This is a genomic window from Streptomyces sp. NPDC012466 (genome assembly GCF_042955215.1).
Classification (GTDB): Bacteria; Actinomycetota; Actinomycetes; order Streptomycetales; family Streptomycetaceae; genus Streptomyces.
In genome coordinates this window covers 298,799-320,439 of the sequence record NZ_JBIBEQ010000004.1, presented here as the reverse complement: position 1 = coordinate 320,439, position 21,641 = coordinate 298,799, and the positions used below count along the sequence as shown (strand labels likewise).

Annotated in this window: 20 protein-coding genes and 4 pseudogenes; 12 read left to right on the top strand and 12 right to left on the bottom strand. The window is 69.6% G+C overall.

All coding sequences use genetic code 11. The features are described from left to right. Positions 1-208: 208 nt before the first annotated feature. Positions 209-406, top strand: a complete 198-nt coding sequence (locus tag ACFY9E_RS17335) for a hypothetical protein (RefSeq protein WP_390984420.1) — start codon at positions 209-211, stop codon at positions 404-406. Beyond that, complete coding sequence (locus ACFY9E_RS17330; protein ID WP_390984417.1) at positions 388-810, top strand: hypothetical protein; 423 nt, start codon at positions 388-390, stop codon at positions 808-810. The genes ACFY9E_RS17335 and ACFY9E_RS17330 overlap by 19 nt, the downstream gene beginning before the upstream one ends. Positions 811-899: 89 nt before the next feature. Here ACFY9E_RS17330 and ACFY9E_RS17325 read toward each other — a convergent pair whose 3' ends face one another. The 3 genes from ACFY9E_RS17325 to ACFY9E_RS17315 are packed head-to-tail and all read right to left on the bottom strand — an operon-like array spanning position 900 to position 3,942. Further along, entirely contained in the window at positions 900-1,727 is an 828-nt protein-coding gene (locus tag ACFY9E_RS17325) for an ABC transporter permease subunit (protein ID WP_390984414.1), read from the bottom strand. A gap of 5 nt (positions 1,728-1,732) precedes the next feature. Next, positions 1,733-2,680 carry an ABC transporter permease subunit gene (locus tag ACFY9E_RS17320; RefSeq protein WP_390984411.1) on the bottom strand — a complete coding sequence of 316 codons (948 nt, stop codon included), beginning with the start codon at positions 2,678-2,680 and terminating at the stop codon, positions 1,733-1,735. Between the two features lie 11 nt (positions 2,681-2,691). Beyond that, positions 2,692-3,942, bottom strand: coding sequence for an extracellular solute-binding protein (locus ACFY9E_RS17315; RefSeq protein WP_390984408.1), 1,251 nt, complete (start codon positions 3,940-3,942; stop codon positions 2,692-2,694). 317 nt (positions 3,943-4,259) lie between these two features. On the opposite strand from ACFY9E_RS17315, the pseudogene ACFY9E_RS17310 reads away from it, so the two are divergent. The 3 genes and pseudogenes from ACFY9E_RS17310 to ACFY9E_RS17300 form a co-directional block, all read left to right on the top strand. Next, a pseudogene (locus tag ACFY9E_RS17310) lies at positions 4,260-4,564 on the top strand (alpha-xylosidase); the annotation flags it as partial. Between the two features lie 232 nt (positions 4,565-4,796). Further along, positions 4,797-5,255 (top strand): hypothetical protein, encoded by a 459-nt coding sequence (locus ACFY9E_RS17305; protein WP_390984405.1) that lies wholly within the window; start codon positions 4,797-4,799, stop codon positions 5,253-5,255. A 110-nt stretch (positions 5,256-5,365) separates the two neighbouring features. Beyond that, complete coding sequence (locus tag ACFY9E_RS17300; protein WP_390984402.1) at positions 5,366-5,803, top strand: hypothetical protein; 438 nt, start codon at positions 5,366-5,368, stop codon at positions 5,801-5,803. Between the two features lie 147 nt (positions 5,804-5,950). Here the strand turns inward: ACFY9E_RS17300 and ACFY9E_RS17295 are convergent, their stop codons facing one another. Further along, positions 5,951-6,151: a hypothetical protein gene (locus ACFY9E_RS17295; protein WP_390984400.1), complete on the bottom strand. Its 201-nt coding sequence runs from the start codon at positions 6,149-6,151 to the stop codon at positions 5,951-5,953. 252 nt (positions 6,152-6,403) lie between these two features. On the opposite strand from ACFY9E_RS17295, the gene ACFY9E_RS17290 reads away from it, so the two are divergent. Further along, a complete protein-coding gene (locus ACFY9E_RS17290; protein WP_390984397.1) occupies positions 6,404-7,345 on the top strand; it encodes a short-chain dehydrogenase/reductase in 942 nt (313 codons plus the stop codon). A gap of 157 nt (positions 7,346-7,502) precedes the next feature. On the opposite strand, the gene ACFY9E_RS17285 is transcribed toward ACFY9E_RS17290, so the two are convergent. From ACFY9E_RS17285 to ACFY9E_RS17270, 4 genes and pseudogenes are all read right to left on the bottom strand, one after another. Then, entirely contained in the window at positions 7,503-8,669 is a 1,167-nt protein-coding gene (locus ACFY9E_RS17285; protein WP_390984394.1) for a hypothetical protein, read from the bottom strand. 29 nt (positions 8,670-8,698) lie between these two features. Continuing rightward, positions 8,699-9,256, bottom strand: a pseudogene (locus tag ACFY9E_RS17280) (CHAT domain-containing protein); the annotation flags it as partial. 990 nt (positions 9,257-10,246) lie between these two features. Further along, positions 10,247-11,578 (bottom strand): annotated as a pseudogene (locus tag ACFY9E_RS17275) (VWA domain-containing protein); the annotation flags it as partial. A 448-nt stretch (positions 11,579-12,026) separates the two neighbouring features. After that, positions 12,027-12,728 (bottom strand): FCD domain-containing protein, encoded by a 702-nt coding sequence (locus ACFY9E_RS17270; protein ID WP_390984392.1) that lies wholly within the window; start codon positions 12,726-12,728, stop codon positions 12,027-12,029. A 224-nt stretch (positions 12,729-12,952) separates the two neighbouring features. Here ACFY9E_RS17270 and ACFY9E_RS17265 point away from each other — a divergent pair, with 224 nt between their 5' ends. From ACFY9E_RS17265 to ACFY9E_RS17245, 5 genes are all read left to right on the top strand, one after another. Next, positions 12,953-14,206 carry an aminotransferase class V-fold PLP-dependent enzyme gene (locus ACFY9E_RS17265; protein ID WP_390984390.1) on the top strand — a complete coding sequence of 418 codons (1,254 nt, stop codon included), beginning with the start codon at positions 12,953-12,955 and terminating at the stop codon, positions 14,204-14,206. After that, positions 14,203-15,504: an extracellular solute-binding protein gene (locus ACFY9E_RS17260; RefSeq protein ID WP_390984387.1), complete on the top strand. Its 1,302-nt coding sequence runs from the start codon at positions 14,203-14,205 to the stop codon at positions 15,502-15,504. Before ACFY9E_RS17265 ends, ACFY9E_RS17260 begins: the two co-directional genes overlap by 4 nt. A gap of 2 nt (positions 15,505-15,506) precedes the next feature. Then, positions 15,507-16,487 (top strand): ABC transporter permease subunit, encoded by a 981-nt coding sequence (locus ACFY9E_RS17255; RefSeq protein WP_390984384.1) that lies wholly within the window; start codon positions 15,507-15,509, stop codon positions 16,485-16,487. Further along, positions 16,484-17,320: an ABC transporter permease subunit gene (locus ACFY9E_RS17250; protein WP_390984381.1), complete on the top strand. Its 837-nt coding sequence runs from the start codon at positions 16,484-16,486 to the stop codon at positions 17,318-17,320. The genes ACFY9E_RS17255 and ACFY9E_RS17250 overlap by 4 nt, the downstream gene beginning before the upstream one ends. Positions 17,321-17,498: 178 nt before the next feature. Then, entirely contained in the window at positions 17,499-18,086 is a 588-nt protein-coding gene (locus ACFY9E_RS17245) for a hypothetical protein (RefSeq protein ID WP_390984379.1), read from the top strand. 597 nt (positions 18,087-18,683) lie between these two features. On the opposite strand, the pseudogene ACFY9E_RS17240 reads toward ACFY9E_RS17245, so the two are convergent. After that, positions 18,684-19,121: pseudogene (locus ACFY9E_RS17240) on the bottom strand (xyloglucanase); the annotation flags it as partial. Between the two features lie 20 nt (positions 19,122-19,141). Further along, positions 19,142-19,768, bottom strand: a complete 627-nt coding sequence (locus ACFY9E_RS17235; RefSeq protein WP_390984377.1) for a hypothetical protein — start codon at positions 19,766-19,768, stop codon at positions 19,142-19,144. A 321-nt stretch (positions 19,769-20,089) separates the two neighbouring features. Between ACFY9E_RS17235 and ACFY9E_RS17230 the strand changes: the two genes are divergently transcribed. Next, complete coding sequence (locus ACFY9E_RS17230; RefSeq protein ID WP_390984374.1) at positions 20,090-20,263, top strand: hypothetical protein; 174 nt, start codon at positions 20,090-20,092, stop codon at positions 20,261-20,263. A 99-nt stretch (positions 20,264-20,362) separates the two neighbouring features. Here the strand turns inward: ACFY9E_RS17230 and ACFY9E_RS17225 are convergent, their stop codons facing one another. Both ACFY9E_RS17225 and ACFY9E_RS17220 read right to left on the bottom strand, forming a co-directional pair. Further along, positions 20,363-20,566 carry a cold-shock protein gene (locus tag ACFY9E_RS17225; protein ID WP_007379522.1) on the bottom strand — a complete coding sequence of 68 codons (204 nt, stop codon included), beginning with the start codon at positions 20,564-20,566 and terminating at the stop codon, positions 20,363-20,365. Between the two features lie 497 nt (positions 20,567-21,063). Continuing rightward, complete coding sequence (locus tag ACFY9E_RS17220; protein ID WP_390984372.1) at positions 21,064-21,585, bottom strand: GtrA family protein; 522 nt, start codon at positions 21,583-21,585, stop codon at positions 21,064-21,066. Positions 21,586-21,641 lie beyond the last annotated feature (56 nt).

Sequence of the window (21,641 nt, the reverse complement as noted above, 5' to 3'; positions counted from 1 at the left end):
ACGTCAACCCACAACGAACCGCGACGTGAAAGGATGCGACACAGACTCACAGGATCAGCCAAAACAGCGCGTCGCGAAGATCCTCGCACCGCCCCCAGTGGTCGGCGCACTATCGCTTTCCGCCTGATCCACCAGGGCGACACCGACCTGACCGGCCGGCCGTACCGGCGGCGGCGCGCAGCCTGAGTCACTGGTTACCGATCAGGGCATGGCCGCGCAGCTGACGCTGTGGCCGTCGATCACCGATCCAGCTGTTGCTGCGCGGCGGCTGGCGTGGACGGTGTCGGACTGGAGGGGCTTCCCAAGGTTGGGTGTTGACCGGTTGCTCACGATGCTGTGGGCCCGTAGCTATGCCGCCTTCAAAGGAAACTACGTAAGACACTCGTCATGGCTGCCGGCACGCTGATGCTCGCCGGCGGAGCGGTCACCGCCGCTCAAACCAGCGCGTTCGCCGATGACACCGACCCCGGAGACGAACTGGTGGAGGTCGGCTCCAGCGGCGTCTGCACCTACAGCAAGTGGGGCGGACGCTTCCTGTGCGGGTCGAACAAGGCCCACGGGCTTCCCAACGGCCACACCCAGGTCTTCGTCATCGGCACCAACAACGTCGCGTACACCAAGTGGAGTTCGGGCAGCGGCCTGAGCGGCTGGAAGTCGATGGGCGGCAAGTGCTACAAGGGCACCAAGTCGATGGGGGTGGAGTGGGCCAACGGCTGGAACTTCGCCGTCACCTGTATCGGAGGTGACGGCAACCGCTGGTACAACGAGCGACCACGGCCCCGCCCCCTGAGAGGGGCGGCGGGGCCGTAGACCTGGTTCAGGCCTGTGGCAGGGCAGCTCGTCCAACACAAGCCCCTCCCCCGACGCGGAAGGTCCATCTCCTGGTCGGTCGGTGGGGATCACTTGACGCTACCGCCGGTGATGCCGGCGGCGATGTACTTCTGGGCCAGGACGAGCAGGATCGCCGCCGGCACCGCGGAGAGCACGGACGCGGCCATGACCGAGCCCCAGTCGCCGACGTGCGCACCGATGTACTGGTAGATGCCCAGGGTGACCGGTTTGACGTCGTCGGTGGTGTTGAGGGTGAGCGCGAACATGAAGTCGCTCCAGGAGAACAGGAACGCGAACAGCCCCGAGGTGATCAGCGAGTTGCGGCTCATCGGCAGCACCACCGTGAGAAACGTGCGCACCGGGCCGGCGCCGTCCATCTGCGCGGCCTCGATGACCTCGCCGGGGATCGACACCATGAAGGAGCGCATCAGCACGATGGAGAACGGGATGCCGAGTGAGGCGTCCGCCAGCATCAGGCCGAAGTAGGAGTTGACCAGGCCCAGGTCGACGTACGAGTTGTACAGCGCGTTGGCGATGACGATGCCCGGCACCATCTGGGTGATCAGCGTGCCGAACACGATGGTCTTCGAGCCGCGCAGCGCGAACCGCGCCAGCCCGTACGCCGCCGGCGCCGCGATCACCAGGCAGATCACGACCGCCCCGAGCGACACCGCCAGCGAGGTCAGCAGGTTGCCGCCCTGGTCGCTGACGGCCTTGGAGAAGCCGGACAGATCGAGGCCGCCCGGCACCGGGTCGACCTCCAGCAGGCCCGACTCGGGCTGGAGCGCGGTGTTGAGCATCCAGTACAGCGGGAAGAGCATGACGCACAGGATCAGCACCCCGGCGACGGTGGAGCCCCAGCGGCGGCGTGCGGCGGTGGGCGTGTGGGAGGCCATCGACGTCACTTCCCCTCGGTGCGGTTGGCCCGCAGGTAGAACACCGCGAACACCGCGGAGATCAGGATGAGTACGTTGCCGACGACCGCGCCCGCCCCGAAGTCCAGCTGCACGAAGGAGTTCTGGAAGGTGAGCGTGCCCAGGGTCTGGGTGGCATCGGCCGGGCCGCCGTCGGTGAGGGCGAGGATCAGGTCGAGGATCTTGACCGTCGACATGAAGCCCAGCACCAGCACGACCGTGATGACCGGCTTGAGCATCGGCAGGGTGACGGAGCGGAACGTCCGCCAGGCGGAGGCGCCGTCGAGGGAGGCCGCCTCGTACAGCTCCTTGGGGATCTCCTGGAGGCCGCCGTACAGAATGACCATGTTGAACGGGATGCCGATCCAGATGTTGACCAGGACGACCGACAGCAGGGCCATCCGCGGATCGGTCAGCCAGGGCGTGTGGCCGCCGAGGCCCAGCGTCTCCAGGAACGAGTTCAGCACACCCGTGTCCTGGTCGAGGATGCGGCGCCACACGATGCCCGACACCACCATGGGTACCAGCCAGGGCAGCAGGATCAGCGACCGCAGTACCCCGTTGAGCGGGAAGCGGCGGCCGAAGAACACCGCGAGGGCCAGGCCGATGCAGAACTGGCCGAGCAGCGAGCCGGCGGTGAACACCAGTGTGTGCCACAGCGCCTTGCCGAACAGGGCGTCCTGGAGGACGTCGGCCCAGTTGTCGGTGCCGTTGAACGGCGCCTCGCCGGTGAAGAACGTCTTCGGCGTGTAGTCCTGGAAGCTCATCACGACGTTGCGGACGAGCGGGTAGCCGAAGAACAGCAGCATGAAGACGACCGCGGGGGCGACGAATCCCCACTGGGTGAGCCGGCGGCGCAGCCGGGCCGGGTCCGGCGCGGCTGCCGTCTTGGGCGCCTGGCCGGCGGCCGGGGCGGGGACGGTGGACGTGGTCATGTGCGCGTACCTCAGTTCCCGCTCGTCGCCCGCTGCTGGGCGCGCCCCAGTGCGGCCTCGCTGGACTGCCCGGTGAGGGCGGACTGGAAGGCGCTCTGCAGGGCGAGCGACGCTCCCGACCAGCCGGCGCCGAGCTTCGCGGTCCTCGACCGGGCGGCGGCCACCTGGTCGGCCAGCGCGTCCAGTTCCGGCACCCGCTCGCGCCACACGGCGGCGGCCTTGGAGTTGGCCGGCACCATCCAGCTGTTGAGCGCGTAGGTGAGCTGCTCCTTCTCACCGGCCAGACAGGCGACGATGCGGCCGGCCGTCCTCTCCCGCGTCTTCTCACCGGTGTTGGGCACCGTGAGCACGGCTCCGCCGAGCGGGCCGACCGAGTCCGCGCCCGGCTCGGGAACCGGGATCTGCGCGATGCCCCAGTGCAGCGACTTCTTGGTGTTGAGCGTCTCCACCTGCCACGGACCGTTGATCATCATCGCCGCGTTGCCGGCCATGAACTGGTCGTTGACGTCCGCCTGCGTCCAGTTGACCGTCGACTTCGACAGGGAGCCGTCCGCCAGCAGGTCCTTCCAGTAGTCCAGCGCCTCGACGACCCGCGGGCCGTCCAGCTTCGTCTCGTCGCCGCCGTTGGACCACATGAAGGGCGTGAACTGGAAGACGCCGTCCTCGGCGCCGCCCGCGCTGAGGGCGAGGCCGTAGCGCTTGCCCTGGGTGAGCTTCTCCGCCGTCCGGCGCAACTCGGCCCAGGTGGTGGGCACCCGCACGCCCGCCTGGTCGAGGAGGTCCTTGTTGTAGAAGAGCGCGAGGGTGTTCACGGACCGCGCGGCGCCGTAGTAGGTGCCCTTGTAGGAGCCGAAGTCGACGATGCCCTCGGGGATGCCGTCGGTGGTCAGCCCGAGGGACTTCAGGTCCACCAGGCCGCCGGCGTCGGCGAAGGTCGGCATCTCGGAGGCGTCGAACTGGACGATGTCCGGGAGCGACTTGGAGGACGCCATGCGCAGCGCCTTGGTCATCACCTGCGCTGCCGGGACGCTCTGCTGCTCGATGGTCACACCCAGCCGCTTCCCGCAACGCGCCATCGCCTCCGCGTCCCAGCGGTGGTACGACTCGTCGGTCGAGGAGTTCATCACGGTGTACACGTCGGCGTCGCGTTGCTGTCCGCAGCCCGTCAGGGACGCCCCGGCGACCAGGACACTGACGGCGGCGAGCGAGGTGAGGGCCCTGCGGGGCCGTCCACGACACAGGAGTTGAAGCGCTTCAACCACGTGCGACTCTTGCTGCGGCACTGCCGGCTCCTTCGCCGGTCGGTTTTGTTTGGTGGGATGACTAATACGTCACGGCCCGGCTTTCGCGCTAGCCCCCGAGCCCCCGTCTCCACTGGGCAGGATGTGATGATGCCGGCTTGAACCGTAATCAGTGCTGTTCAGGGCGGTAAAAGGCCAGCTGCAACCTCTGGGAGGCGTTGTGGTTCCGAGTACGATCAAGATACGTCCGAGACGCCGGCTCTCCCATCCGACCGCCCTCGCTCGACCCAAGGAAGATCATGAAGTTCACCGACGGCTTCTGACTCGTCCGCGAGGGTGTGCAGCTCTCCTACGCCACCAAGGTCCGTGACGTACCTGCCGAGTCGAAGCGCTTCACCCCCCATGTCTCCCTGAAGCGGGTGACTCGCAGGGGCGACACCCTCAACGCGCCGCTGCTCACCGCCGAGTGCCTATCCCCCGCCGAGGGCGTGATCGGCATCAGGGTGACCCACCACGCCGGCAAGCGGCACCCGGGCCCCCACACTTCGCCCTCACAGGCGCGGACGACGGCACCGGCGAGGTGCGTCGGGAAGACCCCGTCACGGAGCTGACCAGCGGCCCCCTCACCTCGCGCCTGGACCGACGGGCTGGGAGATCCGAGCCTGGGTGAGGTGGAGGATGAGGAACGGGTTGACCATGACCAAGCTCCCGGGCTCTGCGGCGCAACCAGGGCGGCCCGCGGTGCATCCGTACAGGCGCTGCCCTGACATGTGTCAGGAGCTCGGCGTCCGCCGCCTCGTTAGGGTCGGTCCACGACGCTTCCACAGGTCAACACCGTTGTTCAGACACGAGGGGGACCTCCCATGAGTCGCTCCATGGACCGCAGAACACTGCTGAGGTCGGCCGGATCCGCTGCGGTGGCGGGATCGCTGGGCGCGCTGGGGGTCGCGGCGCTCGGCACACCCGCGCACGCGGCAGTCGAAACGATCAACACCGACCAGGTGATGGCCACCACCAACCGCGTGACCCACGCCCCGAACCAGCGTGGAACCATCGGCATCGAGCTCCGCTCCGGCTACTACAACGGCTCCCAGTACGGCTGGGGGCGGCTCGTCGGATCCGGCTGGGACGCGCGTGGTTGGATCTGGCTGGACATCAGCCGAGACGGCGGCCGCACCTGGGACTTCGCCGACGCCACCTATCTCTCGGACGGCACCGGCTACGCGCACACCTCCGGGTGGCTCACCCGATCCGACCCGAACTACGTGTTCCGGGCCAGTTACGACAGCAACCTCCGGGCCGTCAACCCGTACGTGCGGAGCGGCGTCTGGTAACGACGGTCCGGCCGGCGGCCCGCGACACAGGCAGCCCGCCGACCGTACCGTCCGCAGCCGCGGAGCACACTCGACCGACACCTCACGCCAAACGGCAGGAGCATCTCCGGATGGATATCAAGAAGACCATGGGGACGGCCCTCGCCGCCGCGCTGATGGCGGCCGGGGCTGTGGTCACAGCCTCGCCGGCGCACGCGGCCGCAGGCTGCTCGGGGGCGGGCCCGAGGGTCACCGACTACGCCGGGACCACGTGGAACACGACCTACTGCTACAACTACCAAAGCGGCGACATCGCCCGCGGCAGCAACAGTTCGTACTTGAAGACGGGTTACCTCTACGCGGGCACCAACTGGTTCGCCTGTCAGAAGCGGATTCCGGACTGGGAGAACCCTGCAGTCGGAAACGCCCGCAACAACTGGTGGCTGTGGACCCAGGGCGACGAAGCCGTGCACTACGGCGGTTGGGGCTGGTTCCCCGCCACCAAGGTCTCGGGAGGAAACAACTACGAGCCGGTTCCCGGGCTTCCTCTCTGCCCCGCTCAAGGCTGAACGCGCCGCAGCCGGTGCCCCGACGAGGCCTGTGTTCGAGTTGTTCGCGGCACTGGCTGCCGTGCTCGCCCTAGCGCCGTTCGCCGACGCCGGGCAGACCGAGTTCTCGCCGGCGCGGCCACTCCCCCGGCCGGTCCAGGCGGGCTCTCAGCGACCGAGGGCCGCGACGTCGTCGGCGTACGACGGGAACTCCGTCCGGGCAGCAGCGGTGATCTCGCGCGCCGTCCGGCGCGGGGTGCTCGCGTGCCGCTCGGCCGGCGAGACGAGAGCCACGTCCGACGGCCGGACGCAGCGCCGTACACCGGCTGCCAGGGCGGTGCGGAACCGGCTCTGGGAAGCCTGGCCCATGGAAGATGGTCGCTTTGCGTGCCGCGGTCGCGTTCATCGCGACCTCTTCGTGTGCTCGCCGGCTCACCCTGCCGGTGGCATACGGAGCGACGCAGGAGAGGTGCCGGACGGGGGGCGTGTGGCGGCTGCCCCGCGACGGCCGGCGCAGGCGCCGAATGGGCTAAACATCTCGAACGCATCTGTTCGGCTGGGTATGACGGAAAGGGGTTGGAGGGAGCCGCCCAGACGGCGCGGCGACGGAAGCGAGGACGTATGAGGGAGATTCCCGGGTCAGGGCGGCCCCGAGGGGCGGCCGGCTCGCCGCTGGCAGGGCGGGTCGCGGTCGTGACCGGCGCCGCCCGCGGTGTGGGCGCGGCCCTCGCGCGGCGTCTGTCGGACGCCGGGATGATGGTGGCACTGATAGGACGTGAAGAGGCCACCCTCCGCAAGGCAGCCGACTCCCTGCCCGGCAGGAGCCTCTGTGTCGAGACCGACGTCACCGACCGGGACGCACTCGCTCGGGCCGCCCACGAGATCAGCGAGACGCTGGGGCAGGCCAGCGTCGTCGTCGCCAACGCCGGGATCGCCACCGGCGGGCCCTTCGTCCACACACCGGCCGACCTGTGGCAGCGGGTCATCGACGTCAATCTCACCGGGTCCGCCAACACCGCCCGCGCCTTCCTGCCCCACCTCACGCACACCCGCGGCTACTTCCTCCAGATCGCCTCCACCGCCGCCTTCGGCTCGTCCCCGCTGATGAGTGCCTACTGCGCCTCCAAAGCCGGGGTGGAGTCGTTCGCCCTGGCGCTGCGCGGCGAGGTGGAACCGGACGGGGTGGGCGTCGGCATCGCCTACCTGCACTGGACCGGCACCGACATGATCACCGGCATCGACGACCACCCCGTCCTGCAGGCCCTGCGCCGCAACCAGCCACGCTTCGCACGCAAGGTGCACAGCACCGCCGAGGTCTCCGCATGGCTGACCTCCGGCATCACACGCCGTGCCCGCCATATCTACGCACCCCCCTGGCTGCGCTGGTGCCAGCCGCTGCGGCCCGCCTTCCCCGCCCTCGTCTCCCGCCTCGCCCGCCAGGAGCTGCGCCGGCATCCCCCGAGCGGGCTCACGGTGAAAACCGGGGTACTGGGTGCGGGCGGCCAAGCCGACCTCGACGCCCACCTGGCAGCCACGCACCCCACCCCGCCCGAGCGCCCCTGACCGGCCGGGACACCCTCACGTGTCGACTCTGCCTCTCCGCCTCGCCGTCGATGGGCCGTGGGCACCATCCATTCCGGCACGGGGGCGAGCTGCAAGCCAAGGGTGAACTGCCAGTTGCAGGTCCGGGCCGATGCGAATGCCTGGTCATCGGGGACAGTCACGATGTCTGCGGCTGCATCACGTCGCTGATCGCGGCGGCGAGTTCCGGCAGGTTCCAGTACACGGAATGTGTCCACAGCCCCGCGCTGGCGGTATGAGGCAGCGGCAGGTCGACCGGGGGTGTGCCGTCGGCGAGGCGAAAGACCCGGGCAGCGGCGAAGGCGAGTACGTCCAAGGGCTGCCACAGGTTGGTCCAGCGGGCCAGGGAGTCCGGCAGGACGACCGGGGCCTGGCCGGTGTGGGGCGAGAGTCGGCCTCCGCGCGGGTCACAGAGGTGGAAGTACGCGGGCTGGGATCCGAAGGTGAGCAGCGCCGAAGTCCACAGCGGTTCCTGTGCCGTGGCCATGTCGACGGCGATCACCCCGCCGAGACTGTGCGCGACCAGCCGTACGGGTCGGTCCGGACGGCGCCCCAGTTCGGGGTCGACGGCGGCGATCTGTTCCCGCACCCGGGCGTGGATCTGCTCGCGATGGCGTTGATAGACGAGGACGTCACCGAGGAACCTGGTCGCGCCCGGGCCGAGGTGATGGCGCAGGCTGTGGTTCATCCTGCCGGCGACGGCCCGCATCGCCGCACCCGCGACGCGGTCCAGGTCCGCGAGCCGACGCCTGATCAGGGGCCGCAGAGGGCCGCGGGCGGGCGCCGGGCCGCGCAGCCCGGCCCATGACGCGTCCGGCTCGTCGGTGTCGGTGACCGCACGGGCGATGGCCTTTCCCGTCTCGTGGAGGAGGGACGGGTCATCGGACCGTGAGAGCCACTGGGTGGCCGGCCATTCCTCCGTGAGCGTCGCGAGCACTTCCTCCGCGTCCGGAGTGTCGCGGCCGTCACGCAGTCCGCTGTCCCGCGACGCGTCCAAGTGGTGGTGGACCGCGTCGCACACGGGTTCCGGCAAGCGCCCCGGGGGGAACTGTGCGGCTCCGGTGCTGTCGAGCAGGGCCGCCAGCAGTGCCTCGGACGGTGGGGCATCGGTCTCGGGTGTGTCCCGCAGTCCGGCGGGGCGGGGCGGAAGCGCCAGGTCGACGAAACGGTCGTCCGCACCGAGGTCCCCCCAGTAGACCGGTACCAGGGTGGTCCCCGCTGCGGCCTGCAGCGCCGCGACAGTGGCGGTGAATGCGTGCGGGTCTCGGTTGCCGACGCCGTGAATGACGAAGACCGGCTCGTCCATGCCTCTCCTGTCCGGGTGTGTCCTTGGTGTCATCGGTGGCTGGGGGTGGCGGCGCGGGCCGCGGGACTGCCGTACACGGCGTACGCCAGCCAGGTGGGGTCACCGCCGTGGTCGCGGATCGCCCGTCGTGCGTTCAGGGACGCCTGCCCCAGGCTCTGGCCCCCGGCGACCAGGTGCTCGTAGAAGGTTTCGGCGAAGAGCAGCGCGGAGTCGGACCGTACGGGCCACAGTGTGCCGATGAACGCCCCTGCGCCGGCCTGGAGGAACTGCGGCGCCCAGCCCAGGCTGGTGGAGAACCAGTCGATCTGTCCGGCGCTGCGGCAGGCGTTGAAGAAGACCAGCGGATGGGTGGTGCGCAGGGCTCCGGAGTGGGTGGCGTAGGCGAGGTCGATGGGGTCGAAGGGGCCATCCGCCATCGTCACGTGGGAACCGGCGCTCGTGAAGGAGTTGTGGCAGGCGAAGTGCAGCAGGCCGTGGAGTCCTGCTTCGATGAGGTCGCTCACGGCGGCGCGGTGGGTCAGAGTCCCGCCGTCGGTCACGGAGTCGCCCAGTCTGGCCCGGAGCGCGACCACTTCACGCTCGGCTTCGGGAGGCGAGCCCGGCGGCACCACGAACGCGGCGGAGGACAGGGACAGTTCGCGCACCCGGTCCTGCCCGAAAACCCGGCGGACCACCGGGAGCCACTCGGCGAGGAAACCGTCGCCCTCCCGTCGGCCGTCGAGGGGGTACAGCAGCTCCCAGGGAACGACGTCGTGCTCGCCGAGCACGGTCAAGGCGGTGACATGCCCGACCACCTCCCAGAACTGCTCGCGCACGGCGTCCGGCACGGCCGTCGCCCACAACTGCACCCCGAGATTGATCAGCCGGCGTCGGGCCCTGCCCTGATCTCCGTCTCCCGCCTGCCCGGCCGCGGCCGCGGTACGCCGCAGTTCGTCGTAGATCCGTTCCCGCGCACCATGGGAGTCGCCTGCCAGAAGGCGGAAGGACTCGGGGGCGTAGGTGGTTTCGCTGAGGAGCTGAAAGCTGTAGGCCCCGTCCGCGCCCTTGAGGACCTGAAGGGTCACCTCTCCCGGATCGAACGCGAGCGAGGTGAGGGGTGCCGTGCGCGGGAGACCGTCCCGCGCCGGGGTGTCCGGCTGCACGGAGATCTGCGCGCGCAGTTCACCGAGGAAGGAGCCTTTGTGGAAGGCCCGCACGGTGACGGTGTGCAGTCCCGGTGTCATGGTGCGCAGGCCGAACTGAAGCCAGTGCGAGTCCTGGCCTGGGGGAACGGTCAGCACTTGCTGCAGATCCCCCAGGGCCAGCAGACCGGGAGCGTGCACGGTGATGAGGAGCCGCGCACCCGCCGCCGGAATGGGAAAGCCGCCCAGTGCCACGCCGGGGCCACCGGTTGCCCTGGTGACCCGCACGTGCAGGGGCACCTCGCGCCCGGGAGACGCCTGCTCGACCAACTCCGCTTCCAGGAAGCGCGGTTCGCCGCCGTGCCCGGCAACGCCGGCGCCCTGCGCCCCGGGCCGGCCGTGATGGCCCGCGCCGAGCTTCGGCGGGGCGGCGATGTCGCCCAGCGCACCGGGGGGCCGAACCGCGCGGACCCTCGTGGTCGACCGGGTCTCCAGAGTCATCTCGTCGGCGTCCGTGACCTCCGTCTTCAGCCGGACGGTGCCTGTCGCGGCATCGACCACGTCCACGACTTCGGCCAGCAGTCGCGCCATGTCCTCGTTGCCCAGCGTGCCGGCGAGCTGCACCGCGCGGCCCAGTTCGGCCCTGGCGCCGTCGTCGTCACCGGCCCTGCGGGCGTCGAGGCCCTGCTGGATGGCCGATGCCAGTTCCTCTTGTCCCGTGTAATAGGCGACTTGCGGGTTGATCGAGGTGACGGCCTCGGTGTCGTCGGTCCACACCGCGCGGATCAGCCCGTGGGCCGTGGCGTCCGCGCTGCCGTCGCTTCTGCGGATGATCAGCGAGACACGGGCTGCCAGCATCTCCTGGCCGATGTCCGCTGCGGGGACACGGACGCGGACGTGGTAGTCGCGGGATTCATCACCCCAGGAGCCCGTGGGATAGTCAGCGGCGCGCGGGCCCACCTCGGTACGCCGGTCGGTCAGTTCGACGACGGTGGGTGCGACCTGTCTGACGAACACGGCCTCCGTGCCGACGGGCGTCCACAGGCGCAGGGCCACCTCACCGACCTTCTTGCCCATCGCCTTCGCCATCGACTGTGTGAAGTCGTCCACCAGGCCGGCCGGATCGGCCACGATGTCGGCGCTGCCCAGCAGCGCCGAGGCGATGCCCGTGATCTCCTTCACCGCCCGGTCCGTACCCACCCCGCGCACATCGCAGGTGAACCGGCCGGAGCAGGCATCCAGCACGGCCCGCAGTTCCTCGGGCGACTCGTACTCGTTGCGTCCGTCCGTGAGCAGGATCCCGTGCCGGATCTCCACGTCGGCGGAGTGCAGGAGCCGGTCGGCGAGCCGCAGCCACGTGCTGATCGCGGTGCCGCCGCCCGCGGTGAGCGTGCGCAGGGCGCGCTTGGCCTCTTCCCGGGTGCGGGCGTCGGCGACCGCGAGGGTGCCACCACCGGGATATACCTCTTCGGCCCGGTGGGTACCGGCCACGACGGCGAAGTGCACGCCGTCGCGCACCGTGTCGATCGCGGCGGCCGTCGCCGCCTCGACAGCGTGCATCTTGGCAGGCGGAAAGGCCATCGACCCGGAACAGTCGACCATGATCGCCACCGCCACGCCCTGGGCGGACGCCGTCCGGTTCGGGTGCGGTCCGGTGAGGCGGCCGGCGGCACCGGTCGCCGTGACCGTGACGATCGCGTCGACCTCCCGGCCGCCCTCCGGCAGGTGCTCGTTCTGAGAGACGTCGACGACGAACCGCGGTGCGGCGGGTCTCAGGAAGCCGGCCACGGGGCCCGCTTTCCCTCGCACATCCGGCGTCGACCGGGTGCCGTCACCTCGCCGGTGGTCATCGCGTCTCCCCATCCCGTCAACGGCCGTACCCGAGGCCCTGGCCGAGGCAACGGGCAGTGGCCTTTGGGCTCTTCAGGTCCCTGGACGATACTGCCCCCGTGGGCCGGGGCGAGCGGAACCCCCCAAGAGGGCTCTGTGCGGGAGGCGTTGGGCGGTGGCAAGCCGCGAAAGGCTGAAGGCCGGGAAGCGGTGACCAGGTGTCGCCTCGCCGAGCGCGTGGAGCACCCGCCAGCCGGTGCTCCACGGGTCCTTCGAGGGCGAGGACGCCATCGTCGCGGCCGTCGCCCGGGGAGCCTTCACCGAAGTCGCCGAGTTGCTCGGCGACGCACGCACAGCCACGAGGAGGGCGAGCCGGCAAGCGGCGCGTCCGCCTGCCGCATGATGCTCAGTCCGCGCCGCCGGTCTCCTCGACCGGCGGCATGAACGCCCGCAGCCACCGCTCCGTCTGGGCGACGTGCGCCTGCGCCGCGCCGGCCGCCGCGACCGGGTCGTGGTCGGCGATGGCGGCGGCCAGGATGCGGTGGTCGTCGTCGCTCTTCCTGCGCAGTTCGGGACCTTCGGGCAGGGTGAAGACCTGGTACTTGCGGGAGCGGGCACGGAAGACCGCCAGGAGGGTGGCCAGGGTCGGGTTGCCGCCCACGCGGGCGATCTCCGCGTGGAAGCGGTGGTCCAGTTCCGACGCCTCGGTGGGGTCGCTCGTGGCCTCCATGTCCTCGATGAGGGAGAAGAGCGTGTCCACCGTCTCCGGGGTGCAGCGGGCCGCCGCCTGGGCGGCGACGTGCGCCTCGAGGACGCGCCGGATCTCGTAGACCTCCAGCAGGCCCGACAACGGGAGGAGTTCGAGGGTCAGGGAGAGGCTGCCGATCACGTCCTGGGGTCTCAGCTGCGAGACGTACGTGCCCGAGCCGTGCCTCGGCTCGATGACGCCCAGGGCGGCGAGCATCCGTACCGCCTCGCGCAGCGACCCCCGCGAGACACCCAGTTCCTCGCAGAGATCCCCCTCGGGCGGGATGCGGTCGCCCGGGCCGAGGCGTCCCGTCCCGATCATGTGCCGCAGGCCGTGGAAGGCCTTCTCGACTGCGGACATCCGTCCCCTTCTTCCTTGCCTGACAAGCCGCGATCAGGCCGCGTCCCTCGGAGCACTGTAGCGAGGCCCAGCGAGCCATCAGATGCGTCGGGGACACTTCCCAGGAAAGTCATCTGATGACTTTCACTGTACGACCCTTGTTTCCGCCCGAGAAGCTGGGCAGGATGCCGAGTCATCAGATGTGTCCGGCGGAGTCAGACCCTCCGCAGGACCACCCTGCCCACATGTGGAGTCCTGTGAGCGAGATCGAGGTGACCACCGCACCGCGCCCCCTGCTGCTGGCGGACGGCAGGACCGCCGACCGGGCCTGGTCGCTGGACCCTGTCCTCAAACACCTGAACCACGGCTCCTTCGGGGCCGTTCCCCTGGTGGCCCAGGAGCGGCAGGAACTGCTGCGCGCGGAGATGGAACGCTCCCCCGTGGTGTGGTTCCCGGCGCTGCCCCAGCGCCTCGCCGCCACTCGGGTCGAGCTCGCCGACTTCCTGCGGGCCGAAGCCGGCGATCTCGCCCTCGTGCCGAACGCCAGCGCCGGCGCCAGTGTCGTCTACGCCGCCCTCACCCTCCGTCCGGGTGGGGAGATCCTCGTCACCGACCACGGCTACGGGGCCGTGACGATGGGTGCCGAGCGGTTGGCCCGCCGCTGGGGTGGGCGGGTCCGTACCGCCCGGGTGCCGCTGGACGCGGACGAGGACCAGGCGTACGAGGCGGTCACCACCGAGCTCGGCGACACCACCGAACTCGTCGTCGTCGACCAGATCACCTCGGCGACCGCACGCCGGCTGCCGGTGGAACGCATCGGGGCGGAGGCCCGCCGGCGCGGCATCCCCGTCCTCGTCGACGGCGCACACGCGCCCGGCCTGCTCGAAGCGCCCCTCGCCGGAGCCACGTACGACTTCTGGACCGGCAACCTGCACAAGTGGGGATGCGCCCCGCGCGGCACAGCGGCGTTGATCGCCCGTGGCCCGCTGCGCGAGCACCTCTACCCCCTGATCGACTCCTGGGCCGCGGCCGATCCCTTCCCCGACCGCTTCGACCAGCAGGGCACCGTCGACGCCACCGCTCAGCTGGCCGCGCCGACGTCCCTCGCCTTCGTCGAGCGCACCTGGGGCTGGACGGCCGCCCGCCGCTACATGGACGACCTGGCCGCCTACGGCGCCCGTGTCATCGGCACCGCGCTCGCCGAAGCGACCGGCGTGAACCCCTCGGTCGACGTCGGTATGCCCGTGCCCGGCATGCGCCTGGTGCGCCTGCCGGACGGTCTCGCCGCCGACCGGATCGAGGCCGACGCCCTGCGTGACCGGGCGGCCCGGGAACTGGGCGTGGAGGCGGCCTTCACCAGCTTCGACGGCATCGGCTACATGCGCTTGTCCGCCCACGTCTACAACATCGCCGCCGACTACGAGTACTTCGCCGAGGACTGCGTCCCGGTCCTCAGCACGTGGGCACGAGAGAACTCAGGAAAGAGGTCAGCACAATGAGAAGAAGGACGGCAGTTCTCGCGCTCGGCACCGCCGCCGCGACCCTCCTCACCGGCTGTTCCACCATGAGCCCCGAGGCGAGCGGAACGGTCACCCTCGACATGGTCGAGAGCCTGACGAACCCGACCCGTACCGCCCTGCTCAAGGACCTCATAGCCGACTTCGAGCAGCAGAACCCGAAGATCAAGGTCAACCTGGTCTCCCCGCCCACCGAGCAGGCCGACCAGAAGCTCCAGCAGATGCTCCAGTCCGGCAGCGGGGTGGACGTCCTGGAGGTCCGGGACATCACCGTCGGCCCCTGGTCGAACAACGGCTGGCTGTACGACATGAAGAAGGACCTGGACGGCTGGAAGGGCTGGCAGGCCATGACGGAGAACGCCGTCAACGCCTCGAAGGACGCCGAGGGCCGCACGTACTTCGTCCCGTACGGCTTCTACGGCCTGAGCCTCTTCTACCGCACCGACCTGATCGAGAAGGCAGGCTTCGACAAGCCGCCGGCCACCTGGCAGGAACTGCTGGAGCAGGCGTCCGCCATCCACGACCCGGCCCAACGCCGTTTCGGCTACGCCTTCCGCGGCGGTGCCAACTCCAACAGCAACGCCACCGCCGCCATCGAGGCCTACCTCGCCGACCAGGTCGACCCGGCCAACGGCTTCAAGCTGAAGAACGGCCGTACGATTTTCTCCGCTCCCGAGGCCGAGGACGCGATCGAGACCTACCTCAAGCTCTTCAGGCAGGCATCCCCGAAGTCCTCCGTCTCCTGGGGCTACCCGGAGATGGTCGAGGCCTTCTCCAACGGCTCCACGGCGTTCCTGCTCCAGGATCCCGAAGTGATCGCCACGGTCTCGGAGTCGAAGTCGATCTCCAAGGACCAGTGGGCCACCGCCCCGCTGGTGGCCGGCCCCGAGGGCAAGACCGTGCAGCCGCTGGCCACCGCCGGCTGGGGCGTCGCCAAGGGCAGCGGCCACAAGGCCGAGGCCGTGAAACTGGTCGAGTTCCTGTCCCAGGGCGAGGCGTCGACTTCATTCACCAAGAAGAACAGCCTGGTGCCCATCCTCAAGTCCGCGATCAGCGACCCCTTCTACAAGACGGGCCCCTGGTCGAGCTACGTCACCATGACCGAGCAGCCGGACAAGTACCTGGTCGTCACCCAGCCGCGCGGCGTCAGCTGGTGGGCCGAGTGGCAGCAGAAGGCGGACACCGACGTGCAGAAGCTGATCCTCGGCAAGACGACGCCGAAGAAGCTGCTCGCGGGCTGGGACGCGTACTGGACCGAGAAGTGGCGGCAGGAGCAGTAGGCATGTCCGTCACCTCCACAAGGACGTCGAAGACGCCGTCGGGCGCGGGGGCGGCCTCCGGCGGGAGCGGCCTGCCCCGCGGAGGCAGGCGCAAGCGCGAGTTCACCACCCGGCGCGGTCTCAGCATCGCCGCTTTCATGGCGCCTGCCGCGGTCTTCGTGGCGATCTTCACCTACTACCCCGTGATCGCGGGCGGCCAGATGGCCTTCCGCAACTGGAAGTTGACCGACCTGACGGACACCTCGTGGGTCGGGCTGAAGAACTTCCGCGACGTCTTCGCCGACCCCGCCTGGGGGACCGTACTGAGCAACACCGCCCTGTGGGTGGTCGGCTCGATCGTCCCGCAGCTGGTGATCGGCTTCGCGCTCGCGCTCTGGCTGCGCCGGCGCTTCCGCCTCCGCGGCCTGTACCAGGCACTGATCTTCTTCCCCTGGGCCATCTCCGGGTTCCTCATCGGCATCCTCTTCCGCTGGCTGTTCAACAGCGAGTTCGGTGTAGTGAACGACCTGCTGCAGAAAGCCGGTCTGATCGACGAGCCGATCGCCTGGCTTGCGGATCCGGAGACGGCGATGGTGGCCGTGCTCATCGCCAACATCTGGTACGGCGTCACTTTCTTCACCATCATGATCCTGGCCGCACTCCAGTCGATCCCCGACGAGCTCTACGAAGCGGCGGCGCTGGACGGCGCGGGCAGGACCCGCACCCTCTTCCAGATCACCATCCCGTACATCCGCACCACGCTGGCCCTGACCGTGCTGCTCCGCGTGATCTGGATCTTCAACTTCCCCGACCTGATCTTCGGCATGACCGGCGGCGGGCCGAACAACGAGACGCACATCGTGACCACCTGGATGATCAAGATCACTCAGCAGGGCGACTACGGCAGGGCCTCGGCGCTCGGCCTTCTCGTGGTGGCCGCGCTGCTGGTGTTCGCGGTGTTCTTCCTCATGGCCACGCGTGAGAAGAAAGGGGTGAGGTCGTGACCGGCAAGGGGTCCGCGGCCGGCCGGGCCGTCAAGTTCACCTTCCTCGGAGGGTGGCTGCTCTTCACCGTCTTCCCGCTCTACTGGATCGCCGTCACCTCTCTGAAGGCACCCGGCGACATCTTCCACTTCCCCATCGCCTACTGGCCCGAGCGCTTCTCCCTGGAGAACTACCGCGGCCTGTTCGGCACCGCCGACTTCGGCACCTACCTCACCAACAGCCTCATCGTCTCGACCGTGGCCGGCGTGACGGCCACGGCGATCTCGATGCTCTCGGCGTACGTACTGGCCCGCTTCGAGTTCCGCACCAAGTCCGCGCTGCTGATGGCCGCGCTGGTCACCCAGATGATCCCGTCGTTCATCGCGCTCGGACCGCTCTACCTGCTCATGACCGACCTGAAGCTGGTCGACAACCGCCTCGGCCTGATCCTCGTCTACATCGCGGTGTGCATCCCCTTCTGCACGGTGATGCTCCGCGGCTTCTTCGAGAACATCCCGGACGCGCTGGAGGAGGCCGCCATGATCGACGGTCTGTCGCGCTTCGCGGCGCTGTTCCGGGTCCTGTTGCCGGTGATGCGTCCAGGCATCATCGCCGCGTTCATCTTCAACTTCGTCAACTGCTGGAACGAGCTGTTCCTGTCGGTGACCCTCATGAACAGCGACAGCAACAAGACCGTTCCCACTGCCCTGAACGGCTTCATCTCCAGCTTCAACATCGACTGGGGCTCGATGTCCGCGGCGGCCGTGCTGACGATCGTGCCCACGATGCTCTTGTTCGCCTTCGCCAGCCGTCACATCGTCCAAGGGCTCACGTCGGGGTCGGTGAAGGGCTGAGAGAGAAGCGGGCCGTGGCGGCGCACGCCGCCTCTGACGCCCAGCGGCGCGCAACTGGTGACGTCACCACGCCTGTGGACCGAAGTGAGGTGTGTCGACGGAGGTTTCGGTGACGCTACCTCCCCCGGCGGTGAAGGGCGCCTACGGTGAGCTGCGGGGCGGCGGCTAATGTGCGGGCATGGCCAACACGGGGAAACGACGGGTCTTGTACCGGCAGAGCAGCGGATTCTGGCGGATGACGGCGAAGTGGGTTGTGGTCTTCGGAGCCCTGTACCTGCTGGACGGCGGGCTGCTCCGGTCGTGGGGTGACGCTCTGGTTTGGCCGATGATCGGGATCCTGCTGTGGGTGCCGTTCGGGATCGGTCTCGTCTGGTACCCGAAGAAGGACCAGCGCGTCGAGCTGACGACGCGTGAACTGCAGGTGCGGCGCAATCGGTTGCCGATGGAGAAGGTGAACCTGCTGCACGTGGCGCGGCTGTGGCTGGAGGGGCGGTCCACCGCGGACGACCAGCCGGTGCTCGAATGGACACGCTCCGACCGGGTGGTGTGGGTGCCGCTGCGGGACGGCCGAGCGTTCGGCGTGGAGTTCCGCGACCCGGCCGCATTCGCCAAGATTTTCGGCGACTTCGCGGTCGCGGCGTGCGGCGGTCCCGACATCGTCCGCGTGAGGGCCGCAGCGGAGACCTACCCGGATCCGCTCCCGATGCGGCCCCGCCCCGCCGACGACGCAGGCTCCCGCGTGGACCTCCTGGACATCTTCGACTGACAGCCGGAAAGGCCGGCAACGCGCAGCGGCTCTGCTGATGGAGCAGCACAGCCAGAGGACCCTCAGCAGCAGCCGGCTCGGCGAGTGGGGGCCGCCAAGCTCCCGCACCAGTACGGCCGGTTCCGGCCGTCCCAGCGGATCGGCCACCTTCAGGACCTGCAGCGCGAGCCACCCTTCACTCGATGCCTGAAGTCCGCTGGCGGCGACCTGCGCCGAGGCCGTGACGCGACGCAGGAAGCCGGCGAAGTCGGGCCGCGTGGGCGCGAGCGCCGGGGCGCGCGACTCGACGGCCCAGGCACGGCCGGTGTGGTCGATCAGGGTGGCCTTCGCTCCCGCTGGTATGGCGCATCCGGTGTCTGCCGTCCAGACACGTTGCACATCTGGGCCAGCGCGGGTGCCAGGGCCTCGAGGAGTTCGGCCGCTTCATCGCGGAACGCGCGCCAAGAACACCAGCGACACGATGAAGCCCACGAGGCCGCCCATCGCCGCCACAGTCGTGATCATGCTTCTCCCCCCTCACAGGGCTGGAGCACTCCCACGCTGTCGCCGAGTGGCACCGGAGGGCCGCTGGACGCCGGTCAGCGCCAGGCGGCCAGCTCATTGGGTGAGGCCGTCGCGCCCGCGGCCCCGCTCGGGCGTGGGGTCAGGACGGGCGCCGTACTGCAGGCCGCGTCCGTTGGTGCCGACGTAGACGCGGCCGTAGGTGTCGGGGTCGCCGGTGATGACGCCGACGCCGCCGATGGCGCCCCATTGGTGGGCGTTGTCGTTGACGCGGAGCCAGGTGGCGCCCTTGTCGGTGGAGCGGAAGACGCCGGTGACGTCGTTGACGGTGCCGATCAGGTACAGGGCCTGGTAGTTGGTGCCCGGCTTGGCCTTGCCGAAGCCGAGGGCGGAGGCGGACCGCACCGTTTTGAGCGTGGTGAAGGTGCGGCCGCCGTCGGTGGAGTGCAGCAGTCCCTTGGTGCTGCCGGAGATCCACAGGTCTCCGGTGATGCCGGGGACGGCCGTGAGCCGGCCGGCGGGCAGGACAGCGGCAAGGCGCTCGACGTCGACGGCTACAAGTCGGGCCGTGCGTGATGGCCCCGGGCCCAGCCGAACAGCGGGTCGAGTGGGTCGCCGTCGTAACCGACGACGAGGCATGCCGCCGCCACCGGCCCCCGGGAAAGCGCCCCGAGTCGAGACAGGACCGCGGTCGGGGAGGGCAGTCCCGCCGGGTCGAGACCAAGAGCCCGGGCCGCGCGGTCGCGTCGCCTGTCGAACTCGCGCACGTCCTGCCGGTACTCGTCGGCGAGTGCCCGGAGTTCAGCGTCCGTGCGACCGGGTGCGTCCCGCCACCACGGCACTACGAGACACAGCCGCACCAACTCAGGCAGCCCGCTGGCGATCGGGCCGGCCTCGCCGTCGAGGCTCACGTACACCACCGGGCGTTCCTCTCCGCCGTCGCCGACGAAGCAGTACGCATCCCCCGAACCCGCCCGCGCGAACTGCTCCAGTCGCGCCCCGGAAGCGAGCCGGACGCCGTCCTCCAGCGCATGGGACTCCGGATCCGTCGCGTCGAGGTCCGCGACTCCGGCGAAAAAGGAGACGGCTGCCTCGTCGGTTCCCAGCAGGCGCAGCAACGCACTCTGTGTGTCCGGGTGGGCGGGTGCGCCGGGTCCGGTCGGGGCGTTCGATCCGTTCACGCGGCCACCGTATCGGGGCCCGACAGGGCTTCGAACCCCCTCTGGTCTGGTCGGCCGACCACGACCGTGCGCACCGGGACTGCTCCGTGCCGTCCGCCGGCGGGTGCTCCGGCAGCCAGAGCTCAGGGAACTGGCCGCTGCGCAACTCGACGATCTCGGTGATCGCCGCGCAGGTTCCTCCAGAAGGACCCGGTTCAGCTGGTGCTCGGTGCTCCCGCCCGACCGAGAAAACCGGGCGGTGCCATCACGCGGTCCCGTCCGGAAGTGCTTGCATTGAATACGAGACACAGCCAGAGTCGGGAGGGGGGACGGGAGGCAACTGTGACCGTCCTTGCGATCTTTCTTCTCGTCATCGGAACAATGTTGATCCTGCTGGGGACGATGCTGATCGTGATCGGGGCAGCCTTGATCCTCATGGGGATGATCCTGGTCGCCATCGCGATCTTCTTGCTGATCCGGAGAGCGTTGAAGCGCCGAGAGCAGGAAGAAGATTGATCAGGGTCGGGCGTCTGAGCGCCACGACCCTGATCCGAGCTGGTGATCATCTGGCAGGTGTCCCAGCGGGGGCCTCCTGGGGCCCCGCTGGGCCCCGTGTCACGCCGGTCGGATGTTCTCCGCCTGCGGCCCCTTCTGGCCCTGCGTGACGTCGAACTCGACTTTCTGCCCCTCCTGCAGCTCGCGGAAGCCCTGAGCGGCGATGTTGGAGTAGTGGGCGAAGACGTCAGGTCCGCCGCCCTCCTGCTCGATGAAGCCGAATCCCTTTTCGCTGTTGAACCACTTGACGGTGCCCTTGGCCATGGCCTGCTCCTTCGAGGAAGACCGGGCACGCACCCTGCGGGCCCGGGAGGTGATCGCCTTGGTCCGGAGCGGCGCTGAACAGCAAGAACGCCCATGATCGTGATCACGGGCGCACGGGACTTCGGAACCACGACTGCTGGATATCGACGCTACACCGCGCGGTCGGAAACTGCTGGCGACACGGCCGTCGATCGCGGGAGCCGACCATGATTCACCCGGACGTCAGCTGCCGGTTCGCAGGGCTGCTCCCTCAGCCCGGGCGCCGGGAGGCCACGAAACAGTCCCCGACGTGCCGCGTGACGTAGGTGCGGGTGATGCTGTACCGGATCCGTGCAAGACCTCACGGCGCCTCCCGTTCTCCCCTGCTCCCGGGGCGGCCCGCACCGGCGTGGGGTGGAGTCGTCGCCCGGAGACTCGAGGAACGCAGAACCGGTCACGTAGTGCCGTCAGTTCAGCTACGGGGTCCTGGCGAAGATGACCGAGCCTGTCCGGCGGGGTCAGGCGGCGCAGCCGAGCACAGGAGGGCTCGCCGGGTCCGGGGCGCGGGTCACCGTCGCGTGCAGGGGACGGGAGGCGCGAGTAGTGGGCGTGGTCTGTGCACGGTTCCGTGCGAAGACGACGAGGCGCAGGACCGCGAACCGGGCGACACCGGCGAGCGCGGAGGCGGACAGGTAGACGACCTGCTCGAGCAGCGCACCGGGCGCCGCCACCAGCTGATGCAGGATGAGCATCGCCACACAGGTCACGGCGTACGCGGCGGCTGCGGACCCGGCCGAGTGCGCATGCTGGCGCCAGGTCGCGTGCCCGCCCGCACCGAAGGTGAAGCGGGCGTGCAGCTCGGTGGCGAGGAGCGTGGAGACCACCGTGATCAGGGCATTGGCCAGCACCCAGGGAATCCGAGAGGCTAGGGCCGTCACCGCGAAGCTGGAGGCGACCCCCACCCCACCGCCCAAGAGCACGAAGCGGGCGAAGGCCATGAAGGCGGGGGGTGCCTGCTCTTGGCTGTGCGCTGCCTCCATGATCCGACCTCTCTCTCCAGCCCACTCCGCAGCCCACTCCGCCGACGCGGACTCAT